General features: G+C 52.7%; 12 protein-coding genes. 10 read left to right on the top strand and 2 right to left on the bottom strand.

Translation table 11 applies throughout. The features are described 5' to 3' along the window. The first annotated feature begins 31 nt into the window (after window positions 1-31). The 9 genes from pyrE (at window position 32) to ACFSB2_RS21670 (ending at window position 8091) form a co-directional block, all read left to right on the top strand. Window positions 32-682, top strand: coding sequence for an orotate phosphoribosyltransferase (gene pyrE / locus ACFSB2_RS21710; protein WP_377945198.1), 651 nt, complete (start codon window positions 32-34; stop codon window positions 680-682). Window positions 683-833: 151 nt separating this feature from the next. Then, window positions 834-1217 carry an ATP-binding protein gene (locus ACFSB2_RS21705; RefSeq protein ID WP_377945197.1) on the top strand — a complete coding sequence of 128 codons (384 nt, stop codon included), beginning with the start codon at window positions 834-836 and terminating at the stop codon, window positions 1215-1217. Continuing rightward, entirely contained in the window at window positions 1198-2724 is a 1527-nt protein-coding gene (locus ACFSB2_RS21700) for an ATP-binding protein (protein WP_377945196.1), read from the top strand. The genes ACFSB2_RS21705 and ACFSB2_RS21700 overlap by 20 nt, the downstream gene beginning before the upstream one ends. A 150-nt stretch (window positions 2725-2874) precedes the next feature. After that, on the top strand, window positions 2875-3372 hold the full coding sequence (locus ACFSB2_RS21695) for an Lrp/AsnC family transcriptional regulator (RefSeq protein ID WP_377945195.1): 498 nt from the start codon (window positions 2875-2877) through the stop codon (window positions 3370-3372). After that, entirely contained in the window at window positions 3369-4541 is a 1173-nt protein-coding gene (locus ACFSB2_RS21690; protein WP_377945194.1) for an aminotransferase class I/II-fold pyridoxal phosphate-dependent enzyme, read from the top strand. The genes ACFSB2_RS21695 and ACFSB2_RS21690 overlap by 4 nt, the downstream gene beginning before the upstream one ends. 53 nt (window positions 4542-4594) lie before the next feature. Beyond that, window positions 4595-4945, top strand: coding sequence for a P-II family nitrogen regulator (locus ACFSB2_RS21685; RefSeq protein WP_377945193.1), 351 nt, complete (start codon window positions 4595-4597; stop codon window positions 4943-4945). Window positions 4946-4956: 11 nt separating this feature from the next. Beyond that, window positions 4957-6243, top strand: coding sequence for an ammonium transporter (locus ACFSB2_RS21680; RefSeq protein WP_377945192.1), 1287 nt, complete (start codon window positions 4957-4959; stop codon window positions 6241-6243). Between the two features lie 279 nt (window positions 6244-6522). After that, window positions 6523-7290, top strand: coding sequence for a GDSL-type esterase/lipase family protein (locus tag ACFSB2_RS21675; RefSeq protein ID WP_377945191.1), 768 nt, complete (start codon window positions 6523-6525; stop codon window positions 7288-7290). Window positions 7291-7347: 57 nt separating this feature from the next. Beyond that, complete coding sequence (locus ACFSB2_RS21670) at window positions 7348-8091, top strand: SDR family NAD(P)-dependent oxidoreductase (RefSeq protein ID WP_377945190.1); 744 nt, start codon at window positions 7348-7350, stop codon at window positions 8089-8091. Between the two features lie 82 nt (window positions 8092-8173). Here ACFSB2_RS21670 and ACFSB2_RS21665 read toward each other — a convergent pair whose 3' ends face one another. Together ACFSB2_RS21665 and ACFSB2_RS21660 are read right to left on the bottom strand one after the other, a co-directional pair. Then, window positions 8174-9421, bottom strand: coding sequence for a Glu/Leu/Phe/Val family dehydrogenase (locus ACFSB2_RS21665; RefSeq protein ID WP_377945452.1), 1248 nt, complete (start codon window positions 9419-9421; stop codon window positions 8174-8176). A 209-nt stretch (window positions 9422-9630) separates the two neighbouring features. After that, complete coding sequence (locus tag ACFSB2_RS21660) at window positions 9631-11421, bottom strand: Rqc2 family fibronectin-binding protein (RefSeq protein WP_377945189.1); 1791 nt, start codon at window positions 11419-11421, stop codon at window positions 9631-9633. Between the two features lie 161 nt (window positions 11422-11582). On the opposite strand from ACFSB2_RS21660, the gene ACFSB2_RS21655 reads away from it, so the two are divergent. After that, window positions 11583-14324 carry a calcium-translocating P-type ATPase, SERCA-type gene (locus tag ACFSB2_RS21655; protein ID WP_377945188.1) on the top strand — a complete coding sequence of 914 codons (2742 nt, stop codon included), beginning with the start codon at window positions 11583-11585 and terminating at the stop codon, window positions 14322-14324. Window positions 14325-14404 lie beyond the last annotated feature (80 nt).

Here is a 14404-nt window from a genome sequence, read left to right as displayed (position 1 = left end):
ACTTTATTTTCAGAATAGGGGATGGGGATGAATGGAACTGTTTCGCGACAGTTATGTGCAAGATGTGGACACGTTGGCTGCCGGTTTGCTGCAAATCGGCGCGGTGGAATTGCGCCCAAATGAGCCATTCACATGGTCGAGCGGATGGAAATCCCCCATTTATTGCGACAATCGCCTCGTGCTTGGCTATCCCTTGCTGCGAAATCTGGTGATTGAGGGATTTGAGCAGATTGTACAAACCGATTTTCCAGTGGCTCAAGTCATCGTCGGCACGGCGACGGCAGGCATTCCGCATGCGGCGATTTTGGCGGACAGGCTGTCTTTGCCCAATGCGTATGTGCGTTCACAAGCGAAAGCGCACGGGCAGGGCAAGCAGATTGAGGGCTATGTCCGTCCGGGTATGAAAGCCATTGTCATCGAGGATACGCTGTCCACAGGCAAATCCGCATATGACGCCGTCGAGTGCCTCCAAGCAGCAGATGTCGAGGTGATGGCGGTATTCACCATTCTCTCATACGATTTCGATGTAGCCAGCCAGCGAATTGAGGCATCTGGTGTGCCCGCTTATCGGCTGGTGCCATATCGCGCGTTGGTGCGTGTCGCACACGAGCGCGGTGTCGTAAGCGACACAGATGTCAACTTGTTGATGAGTTGGCGGACTGCGCCGGAATCATTTCGGTAAACGGTTGAACTGCATCGATTGTTGCGACCAAGCGCGCATGCAAAGTATGCGTCCTTGGTCTTTTTTAGTTCTGATGTCTTGTCCACAACGCCGCCTAAATCATTTATAGTATATGTAAATGTGTTTGCCGGTCACAGTTGGGGTGTGCGCCATGAGTGAGCAAGTGATGATTCAATCAGAAAACGATGTCTACCACGCGTTAGGTCTGGTCAGGCGGACGATGAAACAGCTCGCCTTTTCGGAAATGGATCAACAGATGATTCTGGTCAGCGTGTCGGAATTGACGCGCAATGTGCTCGATCACGCTGGCGGCAAAGGGAGTTTTCGCTGTATTCCAGTGGCTGGTGGTATACAAATTGAAGTCGCGGACAATGGGCCGGGCATTCAAAATATAGAAGACGTTTTAAACGGTGTCGTGAAAGCCCCTACGCGGGGCTTAGGTTTGGGATTGTCTGGTGTGAATCGACTGATGGACAAGCTCCAAATTGAAACGTCGGCGGGGGGGACGACCATCATTGCAACGAAATGGAGATGACGACGAGGATTACACCATCAGCAGATTGGCCGCCATTGGTGAAATTTCTGCTGGTATTGCGCATGAAATCAGAAATCCGCTGACCTCCGTCAAGGGGTTTCTACAGCTCATGCAAAAAGAGGCACCACATCGATATTTAGAAGTGGCGAGCGCCGAACTGGAGCAGGCGATTGCCACGCTTCACAATCTCTTGCAGGTGTCAAAGCCAGACCTTGATGATGAGCGTTACCAACCCATCAATTTATGTTCCGAACTGGAATCTATCCTGTACTTATTTAAAGATCAGACATACCGCGTGCAAATCAGAAAAGAATTCTATGACACAGACTGCAATATCTATGGCAAGCGCAATCAACTGAAAAAAGTGTTTTTTAACCTCTTAAAAAATGCTTTCGAGGCCATTGTCGACACTGGGTCCATTACGGTGACACATCGACTGTACGGCAACCGTCTACAGGTCTCCATTCGCGATACAGGGGCAGGTGTGCCAAAACAGTACATCTCACTCTTGGGAACACCGTTTTTCTCAACCAAGGACAACGGCGTTGGCATGGGGCTGACCCAAGTGTTTTCTACGGTTTATGAGCATGGCGGCAGCATTGATGTAGAGAGTCAAGAGGGTGCAGGCACGACGTTTACTTTGGATTTTCGCGTCAATCAAACTGAGGTGATTGGTGGGATCGATTTGAAATTGGCATATGAAGAAGGGCAGACATTTCAAGCATACATGGTTCAAAATCGCGACGCGTTTTATAAGCATTTTGAAACGGAAGCATCGAGTAGTTTTGGTTACATGCAGGATATTGATTTGAAATCATTGGATATTTTGACGATGATGGATCGGCTCATCAATATTTTGATTGAGGGAAATCGGCACGAAATGGCTGTACTCGGCAAAGAGCTTGGGCGCCAAATCGCTAAAGAAGATTATCCGATTGTGCTCATATCCGAGCTGATGCAGACTTTTCGCAAGTGCCTATGGGATTTTCTCTATCAATATCACCGCAACGTGCCCATCACTGAAGAAGAGGTATTTGTGCTCGAACGGAAATTTAACCATGAGTTAGATCACTATATGACACACTATGTCTCCAGCTACACCGAGTACAAAGACGAAATTTTGAAGTCGCATCGCGAAGTCATCGATGATTTATCCGTACCGGTGATCCCGCTTTCTAACACCCAGGCCATTTTGCCGTTGGTCGGCACAATTGATACATATCGCGCGAAACGGATACAGGAGAACACGCTGACGCAAATTTCGGAATTGAAGATTGAACAGATCGTCATCGACGTCTCAGCTGTCGCGTTCTTGGACACGGCGGTGGTGGGGCACCTGTTCCGAATTGTGGAGGGGATCAATCTGCTTGGCTGCGAAGCGACCATCACGGGGATCCGCCCTGAAATCGCCAATACGATGATCACGCTTGGCATCACGCTGTCAGGGAAAGTAAAGACCAAGGGCACATTGCAACAGGCGTTGGAAGGCATGGCCGCTGGAGAATAACCGCGTTTTGGGAGCTAGGCATCGCGTTGGCCAGCGCTCTGGATAAGAGAAATGTGCCAATTTTGAACCAAGTATTTCGAGCTTGCTGATTTTGCTATAGAATGGACAAATGAACAAAGTCGTTTCACATGACCACGAGGTGCTCAAAACATGACAGATGAACGAAAATTACAAATCTTACATCTCCTGCACGACAACTCTCGCCTTTCTATCGATACCATCGCTAAGATGCTTGGCGAAAAGATAGAAGAGGTGCATGAAGCCATTCAGGAGATGGAGCAAGATAATATCATCCTGCGCTATTCTGCGGTTGTCAATTGGGACAAGGTTGCGACTGCTCGACGCGTGACGGCCGTCATCGACGTCAAAGTGGCGCCCCAGCGAGAAGTGGGTTTCGATTCTATCGCGGAAAGAATCTATCGTTTCCCAGAAGTGAAATCTGTGATGCTGATGTCTGGCGCATATGATTTGCAGGTGACGATTGAGGGACCTGATATTTTGAAGGTTTCTCGCTTTGTCTCGGAAAAATTGGCGACGATTGAAAATGTCAATTCAACCACGACCCATTTTCTGTTGAAGACATATAAAGCAGACGGTGTGATTTTTGAGGATTACGACGATGAACGACGGTTGGTGATCACGCCATGACCGTGAATTCACTGTACGAGCGGCTGTCGCCCACCGTGCGCGATATCCCGGCATCGGGGATTCGCAGGTTTTTTGATTTGGCCAATGAAATGGAAGATGTGATTTCACTTGGCGTCGGTGAGCCGGATTTCGTGACGCCGTGGCATGTGCGTGAGGCGTGTATGTACGCTTTGGAGCGGGGCTTTACCACATATACGTCCAATCGTGGGCTGCCCGAACTGTGCCAGGCGATTGCCGAGTATCTCGAAAAATTCCAACTGCAGTATGATCCGGACCAGGAGCTGATGGTGACGGTGGGGGGCAGTGAAGCCATCGACATCGCCTTTCGCACACTCATTTGCCCTGGTGACGAGGTGCTGTTGCCAGAGCCGACCTATGTCTCTTACCGCCCGTGCGCGTTGTTGGCAGGTGCGCGTGTTGTCGATGTGCCGACGAGAGCGGAAGATCAATTTCGCTTGACGGCGGCGGAGTTGGAGAAACATATTACGCCTGCGAGCAAAGTGCTGGTGATTTGTTACCCCAACAACCCGACGGGGACCATCATGACGAAAGCGGATTTGGAAGCCATTGCCGAAGTGGCGATTGCGCATGATTTGTTCGTCATTTCCGATGAGATCTACGCCGAATTGACCTATGGACAAAAACATTTTAGTATTGCCTCCATCCCGGGTATGAAAGAGCGGACCGTCGTCATCAGCGGGATGTCCAAGGCGTTTGCGATGACCGGATGGCGTTTAGGATATGCCGCAGCGCCAAAGGAAATTTTAAATTCGATGTTAAAAATCCATCAATACACAATGCTTTGCGCGCCACACATGGTACAGATGGCTGCGCTTGAAGCGCTGCGAAATGGCGAAACAGAAAAACAGCGCATGATTGAAAGTTATGATCAGCGTCGACGTTTGATCGTCAATGGATTTCAAGAGATTGGCCTCGCTTGTCACGAACCAGAGGGGGCTTTCTACGCATTTCCCGACATTCGCGCGACAGGACTGACCTCCGAGGCGTTCGCGGAGGGATTGTTGCGCCATGAAAAAGTGGCAGTGGTGCCCGGCAGCGTGTTTGGTAGCACAGGTGAAGGATTTATTCGCTGCTCGTATGCAACATCGGTCGAGCAGATACAACGTGCGCTTGCACGTATGGGGCGGTATATGCAGACCATTTGCTGACGGCATATTGCCGCTTGCGCAATGCTGTTGTCACTTTTCAAGGGGGGATTCTCTTGAAACGCATCGACGCGATTATCCGGCCCGAGAAATTGCAAATTGTCATCAAGTCGCTGCAAAAAATCGGCGTATTCGGGTTTACGGTCATTCCTGTTCAAGGGCGTGGGCAAGAGAGAAATACTTCGGGCGTCTATCGTGGACATGTCTACGATATCAATCTACATCCGAAAATCAAACTGGAGATTGTCGTGTCTGACGCATATGTGGATTCGGCGATCCAGGCGATTCTACAATCTGCGCAAACCGGTGAGACGGGAGATGGAAAAATTTTCGTCTACGACATTCTCCAAGCTTACAATATCCGAACGGGGAAAACGGATGAATCGATTGACGAACTGAATCGGTAGGAGGAAGACCCATGGATATAACCATTGCGCTGAATACAGTCTGGGTGGTTCTAACAGGGGCATTGGTGCTATTCATGGAGGGCGGTTTCAGTCTGCTTGAAGCCGGGCTTGTACGCACAAAAAACGCGGTCAACGTCACGATGAAAATCTTTGTGGACTTGACGTTTGGGGCGATTGTCTTCTATCTTCTCGGCGCCCATCTGATGTTTGGGCACGATGTGCTGCACATCATTGGCTGGGGCAGGGCGATGGCGCCAAAGAACATTCCAGTCGCGGCCTTTATGCTTTTTCACATGGGATTTGCCATCGCTGCCGTCTCTATCATTTCCGGCGCGGTGGCGGAGCGGATGAAGTTTAAGTCTTACATTGCCATCGTGGTCGTGACCTGTGGTCTGATTTACCCAATTTCCGGTCACTGGATTTGGGGGACGAACGGGTGGCTGGCGGATTTGCATGTAGAGGATTTTGCCGGATCCGCCGCCATTCACACGATGGGCGGTTTTATGGCGCTGGCATTGGCATACGTGGTCGGTCCGCGCAAGCATCGGTTCAATGAAGATGGCAGCGTCAACGTGTTCGCGCCCAGCAACATCCCACTCGCATCTGCGGGCGCGTTTATTTTGTGGTTTGGCTGGTTTGGCTTCAATGCGGGCAGCACGCTCAACGCGTTTGACGCACAGCTCTCACGCATTGCCTTGAATACGTTTCTGGCTGCCGCGGCTGGCGGCATGGCGTCCATCGTGCTGAGTATGTACAAGTACCGCGCCGCCGACCCCAGCATGACCATCAATGGATCACTTGCCGGATTGGTAGCCATCACGGCCGGATGCGCGTATGTGCCATCGTGGTCTGCCATCGTCATCGGCTTGATTGCTGGCATGCTCGTGATCTTTGCGACCAGTTGGACAGATAAAGTCAAGATTGACGATCCGGTCGGGGCCATCGCGGTTCACGGCGTAAATGGGTTCTTTGGCACCATCGCCGTGGGGCTTTTTGATGAAAAACAGGGTCTTCTCCTGACGGGGCACATTCGGTTGTTGCTCGTGCAATTGCTCGCAGCGCTCGTTGTCTCTGTATGGGGCTTTGGCACGGCCTTTCTCGTGGGGAACGCACTCAAGCGAACCATTGGCATACGCGTAACGAGCGAAGAGGAAGACGAAGGTCTCGACATCGCCGCGCATGGTATCCCAGCTTACAATGAGCTTGAACGATTCAGCGATGCGCCGAATATGTCGATGTCAAATGAAGTGCTGTTTCACGCGCATGCGAGGGAAGATCAATCGATGTACGAAACGTAAATTGTCTGCACCGCGAAAAACACCTCTTCCATTCGTTTCGGCGCGTGGGGAGGTGTTTTATTGTTATGAGGCAAATGCAGTTGTTGGGAATTCACAACATCTTATCATCGGACGAGTTTTATCAAGAAAGTTTTTATTTTATTTCAGTACAATAGGATTCGTTGCCTGATGAGACTTGCGCACCCGGATTTGCGGCGTTTGCATCATGCACAGTCGAGCGGGCTGCTGTGCAGATGCGACAGGCAAAATGGTTGAAAAAGATATGGAATCGAGGTTCTTATGCGTAAACGTAAAAAGTGGATGTGGATAGGCAGTGCAGTCATCATCGTATGTATCGCTGGCGGTTCTTTTTTTGTCTGGAAACAACATGCGGACAGTCAGATGAAAGCGCCGGTCGTGAACAATCCGAAACCTGTCGCGATGGATGCGGGCAGTGAAGTCCGCGTCATGGCTGTGGGTGGATCCGTTGCACATGGCTGGGACGACAATGTCACCGATGGCGGATATTTAGCAAGAGCATTTAAGACACTTTCGCAAAAGACGGGTGTACAATACCAATTTTTGAATAAATCGGTCGAGGGGGATGGGCCTGATCAGATGGCTGCCAAATTCCCGGCCTTGTTAAAGGACAATCGGCCACAGGTGTTGGTGATTTCGTGGGGCATGCTCGACGACATTTCGAAAAAGACGCCAGTCGCCACATTTAAAAAGGATGTTCATTCAGAAATTCAGCAGGCTTTGGCGGCGCATATGAAAGTGCTGGTCGTTACGCCGCCTGTGACCGCCGCCTCCTACGCGGTTCACGATGGACCATTGGAGGACCAATTAGTGGAGGATGAAATCCAGGTCGCCCAAAGTTTTCATAGTTCGGATGTCTATGTGTTTAATGTATTCGATGAAATGAAGTCGTATTTAACGGCGCATCACCAGGACGTTTCGATGTACGAGGGAGACGGATGGCATCCCAATGCGGCAGGCCATGAACTGGCCGGGCAACTGCTGGCGCAGGATATGCTGAATCAGTTTGTCACGACGACAAAACATTGAGTGTAGCGTGATCGAACATGTATCAGAAAGTGGAGTCTACATGGAAGGATGATTCGAATGGGGCGCTTGATGGGAAAGGTCGCATGGATTACTGGCGCCGCGCGCGGACAAGGATTTGAAGAAGCGCGATTGTTTGCGCAGGAAGGCGCCTGTGTGGTGATGACGGATATCATCGACGGGATCACGCAGGCAGCGGAACAGTTACGGGAAACGACTGGCGAGGTGTTTGCGTTTCGGCAGGATGTGACGTCAGAGGTTGAATGGCGATGTGGCGCCGAGGAAATCATCCAGCGGTATGGACGAATTGATATTCTGGTCAACAACGCAGGTGTCACCAGTCGCACGGGGATTGTGGCGACGACGAATGAAGAGTGGCAGCGAGTGATGGACGTGAACGCCAAAAGCGTGTGGCTGGGGATGAAGTCGGTGATTCCACATATGCAAGCGGCGGGCGGTGGCGCGATTGTCAATGTCTCTTCCATCTATGCGTTGGTTGGCAGTGGCGCATCGGCTGCCTATCAAGCGTCCAAAGCGGCCGTTCACTTACTGACGAAGACAGCCGCAGTCGAATACGCCCGTTCGAACATCCGAGTGAATTCTGTTCATCCCGGCATCATAGAGACGCCGATGATTGCGGATATGGATGAACAGCGTTATCAAATATTAACCGAGGGCACACCGATGGGCAGACTGGGACAAGCCGTTGAAGTCGCATCTGGCGTGTTGTTTCTGGCGTCTGATGAGGCGTCGTATATCACAGGCGCAGAATTGGCCATTGATGGTGGATACACGGCCAGGTGAGCGGGTTTTGTGAGCGATTTTATCTCATTGAAAAAGGGCAGTGTGGGTACGCCACACTGCCCGCTCCATTTCTTTCGAACACTTACACCCAACCGCGCCAGCGCATCGCTTCGGCGAATGGTCGGATACCGACCATGTAGGCTGCCAGACGGGGAGATACGTCGTACCGTTCCGCCGTTTGCAAGATGTTCTGGACGGATTGAATCATCATGTGCTCCAAGCGGCTGTTCACTTCCGCTTCGCTCCAGTACCAACCCTGATTGTTTTGCACCCATTCAAAGTAAGAAACAGTCACGCCGCCCGCATTGGCGAGCACGTCTGGCACCACGAGAACGCCCCGTTCGTGCAGAATTTCGTCAGCAACAGGCGTGGTGGGGCCATTGGCAGCCTCGATGACGATGGATGCCTGAATGTCGTGCGCGTTGCCTTCGTGCAATTGGTTTTCCAACGCAGCAGGAATCAGCACGTCACAAGGCTGGGTGAGCAAATCCTCATTGCTGATGACATTCTGGAATGCAGGGGTCACCATCCCAAACGAGTCCTTCTGGTCGATGAGTGATGGCACATCAAGCCCTTTTTCGTCGTACAAGCCACCGCCCGCGTCACTGATACCGACGACTTTGGCGCCCATTTCGTGGAGGATCAACGCGACATTGCTGCCGACGTTGCCGAACCCTTGTACGATGACCCGCAAGTCGCGCACATCTTTTTTCTGTCGGCTCGCCGCTTCGCGCATCGCGATGCAGACGCCAAGCGCGGTCGCCTGATTGCGTCCTTGTGATCCGCCAAGCACCAGGGGTTTGCCTGTAATGAAGCCAGGTGAATCAAACTCGCGGATATGGCTGTACTCGTCGTACATCCAGGCCATAATCTGTGGATTCGTGTAGACGTCCGGCGCCGGAATGTCTTTGGCAGGGCCGACAATCTGGCTGACTGCTCGCACATAGCCGCGCGCGAGACGCTCTTGCTCATTCATGGACATGCTGCGGGGGTCGCAGATGATGCCGCCTTTGGCGCCACCGTAAGGGAGGTTGAAAATGCCGCATTTTAAGCTCATCCAGATGGAGAGCGCCTTGACTTCGTCCAACGATACATTGGGGTGAAAGCGAATGCCGCCTTTGGTCGGTCCAATCGCGTCATTGTGCTGTGCCCGATATCCTGTAAAGACTTCGGTATGTCCATCGTCCATGCGTACAGGAATTCGCACGGTGAAAACGCGGATAGGTTCTGCTAAAAGGTCATAAACAGGTTCTTCATAGCCAAGTTTCTGCAATGCTTCACGCACTGCTGCTTGGGTATTGGTCAATACGTTATCGCCAGGGGAAGGCATACTTGCGCCAGCGACCAGACGTTTATTGATCTCTTGGGATGGCATGGCGACACGCTCCTTTTCGACTATGTACAAATCGTCCATATACGCTATGTTCTCCAAAATGCGAAATTGCCCACTTCATAATAAACCAGATATGTAGGGATGAAAAGCGCCTTTGCTGCACGCTTCCACCCCTGACATGTTTATCTTCGCTGCTTGCGCCTGCTTCAGTCTGCTTTGATGAGATCATGGTTCGATCTCGACAATATCGGTTCGACAAGCGCTCGTTCCGGGGTGACAAACAGCGTCCGCTGGTGATCATATAATACTAGCCCTGGGCGTGCGCCGTTCGGCTTCCAGATATGGCGAACCTCGGTGAAATCGACTGGCACATTGGCAGAATCGCGGCCACGGCTGAAATAGGCGGCCAAGAGTGCAGCTTCTTCCAATGTCTCCTGGGGAATCTCTGCGCTGCCGTCACGGCGGATGACCACATGAGATCCCGGTTGGTCTTTTACGTGCAGCCAAATATCACTTCCGTCACTTTGGCGCAAGGTCAGTTTGTCATTCTGGAGATTGTTGCGCCCCACTCGCATCACAAACCCGTCTACAGATGTGTAGACATCTGGCTTATTGTCGATTTTTTCCGCTTTCACCGGCTTCTTGCGCTTGGTCGGTTTCTCCTGGAGAAATCCCTGCTGCAGCAGTTCGCGGCGGATGAGTTCCAAATTTGCCAAACTGGCATTGTGCAGCGATTCGTCGACGGCTTCCAGGTACCGGATGTCATTTTCCGTCACCGCCAATTGTTCCGCCACCGAAGTGGACGCCCGTTTGCGCTTAGATGCTTGTTTATAGTAGTACTGAGCGTTTTGAATGGCGTCGAGGGCCGGGTTGAGATCTATCGCGACAAGTTGGTTGTCCTCGTAATAATTCGGCACCACACAACGCGATTCACCCTTTTTGATTTGGTGGGCAAATGCGGTCAACAACTCCGCTTTCACGCGATAGATGTGCTCATCTTCGCTTTCGGTCAGCGACTGTTGCAACTTAATTTGTTTACCGCGCAGTTTATCCAAGTGCTCAAAAACCACGCGGTGCAATTCGTCTTGCAGGTGGGAGTGGTACAACACTTCACCTGTGTCGGCAAAGCGGCGGCGAATGGCTTCACTCATGGATGGGCAAGGGGCATAGTCGGTTTTGTGTGTCAACAGAAACGGCGCGCATTCCATCGCCCGGCCAAGATTGTCCAAAGCGACGCTGGCCGCTTCCTCATTTTGCTCCACGATTGTGCCAAGCCGTCTGGTCACCTGACAAATGTGGTCAACAGCCGTTTCGGTCGCGCTGTGGCTTGCGGCAGCTTGCGCTCGGTGCAGAATCTCGCGCGCAGACGTCGGTCCAATCCCCGCGATTTGCGCGACGAGCAGTTGGACGTTTGGACGGCTCAGCCAGTGTTCACGGTCAAATTCCATCAACTGCCCGGCAGTGATTTCCGACATCGGCGTCTTGTCCTGTGCAGGCGGCGCGATATAGGGCGCGCCAGGGACGACTTCTCGATGCCGCGACATCTGTTCTGTCACCCGGACAATGGCGTCGATGATCCGCAGTGCGCCATCTTCCTGGCGGCAAAGAATGATGTTGCTGTGGCGGCCCATCAATTCGCAGATGAGAAAATAAGTGCGCAAATCCCCGACTTCATCCATCGCTTCCACTTGCAGTTCCAACACCCGGTCCCAGCTGTGTTGCTGGATAGCGACAATCCGGCCGCCTTCGAGATGTTTGCGCAGGCGCATGCAAAACATCGGTGGCTCCATTGGGTTTTCCGGCCGTTCATCCACTAAAAAGTGCATGCGGGCAAACTGCTTGTGCGCGGATAGCAACAAGCGGCGCGCTGGCTGGCCTGCTACACGCAATGTCAATACCAAGTCGCGATCACTTGGCTGGTGAATCTTTTCAATTTTGCTTTTGCTAAATGTCTCGCCAAGCTCGTTGGCGAGACGGCGCATCGTCAATCCGTCCATGGAGAGGCCCCCTTGTTCTTCAACTGAGTATACCGTCAATTGCAAAAGCGAGGCAACGCGAAAACCAAACAAAGTCCGATGCCAAACGGTCGTTTGAACAACTTTCTAAAATGGTCAACTGGCCGCTTGGACATGAACTCGCGCAGACAAGCATACAGATTATGAGACAAGTTCATGAAGGGGTGGCTCCGGTGGATCAGAACTGGCATGCGCTAACATCAGCCGAATGTTTCTCGGCACTTGACAGCTCTGCGTCCGGCCTTTCGTCCGCACAAGTGGAAGAGCGGCGAAGTGTGCACGGTCTCAATCAGTTGAGTGAAGGAGACAAAGTGTCTCTGCTAACCGTATTTCTGAATCAGTTCCGCGATTTTATGATCATTGTTTTATTGGCGGCGACACTCATCTCTGGCCTGCTCGGTGAGTATACAGACGCCATCACGATTGTGGCCATTATCTTCTTAAACGGCGTCCTTGGTTTTATCCAGGAAATCCGCGCCGAAAAATCGCTGTCGGCGCTCAAAGAACTGACAGCGCCAATGGCGCACGTGCGCCGTGACGGGCGGATCGAAAGTGTGCCCGCTAAGGAATTGGTGCCTGGTGATATCGTCTTGCTCGAAGACGGAGACAGGGTGCCTGCGGACGGGCGCATCTTTCACGCTAGCATCTTCGACGTGGAGGAATCCGCGCTGACTGGCGAATCTGTGCCAGCCAGCAAGGATGCCAATGTCACCGTCGAAGTGGAGAGCAATCTCGGTGACCGTTACAACATGGTGTACATGGGGACGATGGTCACACGAGGAAAAGCCGAAGTGGTGGTCACCGCCATCGGCATGAACACAGAAATGGGGAAAATCGCCGATTTGATGCAGCAGTCGGAAGATTCGGCGACACCGCTGCAACAACGTCTGGATCAACTCGGCAAACTGCTTGTCTGGATTTCGTTGGGCATCACGCTCCTGGTCGTCGTTGCAGGGGTGATGCACGGCCACAAGTGGTACGAGATGTTCCTCTTTGGCGTCAGCCTCGCGGTTGCTGCCATTCCGGAAGGATTGCCTGCAATCGTGACCATCGCGCTCGCGCTCGGCGTGCAGCGAATGATCCGGCGCAACGCCATCGTTCGCAAACTGCCTTCAGTGGAAACCCTGGGCTGCGCAACGGTGATTTGTTCCGACAAAACCGGCACGCTGACACAAAACCGTATGACTGTACAACGTATTTTTGCAGATGGCAGCTGGTTTTCCGTCACAGGAACCGGCTATGACCCAGAAGGCGAGTTTTTGCAGTCGGAGAAGGCGATAGATCCGAATCGACGTCCTGCGCTCAAGAGCTTGATTGAAATCGCGGGAACGTGCAACAACGCGTCGATGATCGCCAAACAGGTGGACGATCAGCAAAGTTGGGCAGTTCAAGGGGATCCGACGGAAGGCGCGCTGCTGGTCTTGGCCAAAAAAGCGGGCTTTGCCGACCCGGAGGCGGTTTATCAGCGGTTGGAAGAGGTGCCATTCGACTCGGAGCGGAAATTGATGAGTGTGTTGGTGCAATCCGGGCAAGATGTGTTCGTCTTTGTCAAAGGAGCGCCAGATGTTCTACTGGATCGCGCAAATCGAATTTTGCTCAATGGCCGCGAGGAGACGATGGGGCAGAGCACGCGCAAGCGTATCATGGCTGCCAATCAGGAGATGGCAGGGGCAGCATTGCGCAATTTGGGTTTCGCGTACCGTCGGTTTAAGAGCGTTGAAGCGGCCAAGCGCGCGGCCGATTGGGAAAGCGAACTGGTTTTTGTCGGGCTGTGCGGCATGATTGACCCGCCGCGCACAGAGGCGTTTGAAGCGATTCAAGTGGCGCGGCAAGCAGGCATAAAAACGGTGATGATCACAGGGGATCACCAATTGACAGCAATGGCCATTGCGAAAGATCTGGAGATCTTGCCGGAGGACGGCCGCGTGATGACTGGCGCTGAACTGGACCACATCGACGACGTTCAATTGGAGCAAGTGGTGGAAGACGTGTTTGTGTATGCGCGTGTCACGCCTGAACACAAACTGCGCATTGTCCGGGCACTGCAAACGCGTGAGCATGTGGTGGCGATGACGGGGGACGGCGTCAATGATGCGCCTGCCATCAAACAGGCGGACATCGGGATTGCGATGGGCCAATCAGGAACCGATGTGGCGAAGGAAGCGTCAAGCCTCGTCTTGGCGGACGACAACTTCGCAACCATCGTGGCCGCCGTCGAAGAAGGACGCGGCATTTACGACAACATCAAAAAATTCATCCGCTATCTCCTGGCGTCCAACGTCGGCGAAATTGTCACGATGTTTTTGGCGATGTTGGCAGGATTGGCACTGCCGCTCGCGCCCATTCAGATTTTATGGGTGAACCTGGTGACCGATGGCCTACCGGCCATTGCGCTGGGGGTGGATCCGCCGGAGAACGACATCATGAAGCGGCGTCCCCGCAATGTGCGCGAAGGGATTTTCGCCAAGGGGATGTCCGTCAAAATCCTCTCGCGCGGCATCCTGATTGGACTGGTCACCCTCGCGGTGTTCGTCTGGTCGATGCACGCCAATGGTTCCCTCGTCCACGCGCAGACGATGGCCTATGCGACACTGACGATGGCGCAACTAATTCTCGTGTTTGACTGCCGCAGTCTGGAAGGCGGCATCATGAAGCGCAATATCTTCGGGAATATATGGTTGATACTTGCCGTGCTGTCATCTGTCATCCTGTTTTTGTTGACCATCTATGTGCCCAATTTGGCGAAGGTGTTCCACACAGCGCCGCTTGGCTTACTGGATTGGATCATCATCTTGGTGCTCGCCGCTATCCCGACTTTCGCGCTGTCATTGCGCCGCATCGGCCGCAACGCTCTGCGCCCCAAAACCAGCGCGAGCGCAGCCTGAGGGCGACCGACGCGCGAAACCGATCTTCACTTTTGGACGGCATGCAACCGCGCCGTCCTTTTTTGTGGTCAATTTCAGGC

The sequence above is a fragment of the Alicyclobacillus fodiniaquatilis genome, assembly GCF_042678105.1.
Lineage (GTDB): Bacteria > Bacillota > Bacilli > Alicyclobacillales > Alicyclobacillaceae > Alicyclobacillus > Alicyclobacillus fodiniaquatilis.
Note: the sequence above shows the minus strand (reverse complement) of the source record. Positions and strands in the feature narration are given on the sequence as shown.

What these genes read in the sequence shown, in the direction of transcription:
- ACFSB2_RS21680 (WP_377945192.1), top strand. Translation starts at nt 4,957, where the DNA reads ATGGATATAACCATTGCGCTGAATACAGTCTGGGTGGTTCTAACAGGG.
- ACFSB2_RS21660 (WP_377945189.1), bottom strand. Translation starts at nt 11,421, where the DNA reads ATGGACGGATTGACGATGCGCCGTCTCGCCAACGAGCTTGGCGAGACA.
- ACFSB2_RS21705 (WP_377945197.1), top strand. Translation starts at nt 834, where the DNA reads ATGAGTGAGCAAGTGATGATTCAATCAGAAAACGATGTCTACCACGCG.
- ACFSB2_RS21690 (WP_377945194.1), top strand. Translation starts at nt 3,369, where the DNA reads ATGACCGTGAATTCACTGTACGAGCGGCTGTCGCCCACCGTGCGCGAT.
- ACFSB2_RS21670 (WP_377945190.1), top strand. Translation starts at nt 7,348, where the DNA reads ATGGGGCGCTTGATGGGAAAGGTCGCATGGATTACTGGCGCCGCGCGC.
- ACFSB2_RS21695 (WP_377945195.1), top strand. Translation starts at nt 2,875, where the DNA reads ATGACAGATGAACGAAAATTACAAATCTTACATCTCCTGCACGACAAC.
- ACFSB2_RS21675 (WP_377945191.1), top strand. Translation starts at nt 6,523, where the DNA reads ATGCGTAAACGTAAAAAGTGGATGTGGATAGGCAGTGCAGTCATCATC.
- ACFSB2_RS21655 (WP_377945188.1), top strand. Translation starts at nt 11,583, where the DNA reads ATGAGACAAGTTCATGAAGGGGTGGCTCCGGTGGATCAGAACTGGCAT.
- pyrE (WP_377945198.1), top strand. Translation starts at nt 32, where the DNA reads ATGGAACTGTTTCGCGACAGTTATGTGCAAGATGTGGACACGTTGGCT.
- ACFSB2_RS21665 (WP_377945452.1), bottom strand. Translation starts at nt 9,421, where the DNA reads ATGCCTTCCCCTGGCGATAACGTATTGACCAATACCCAAGCAGCAGTG.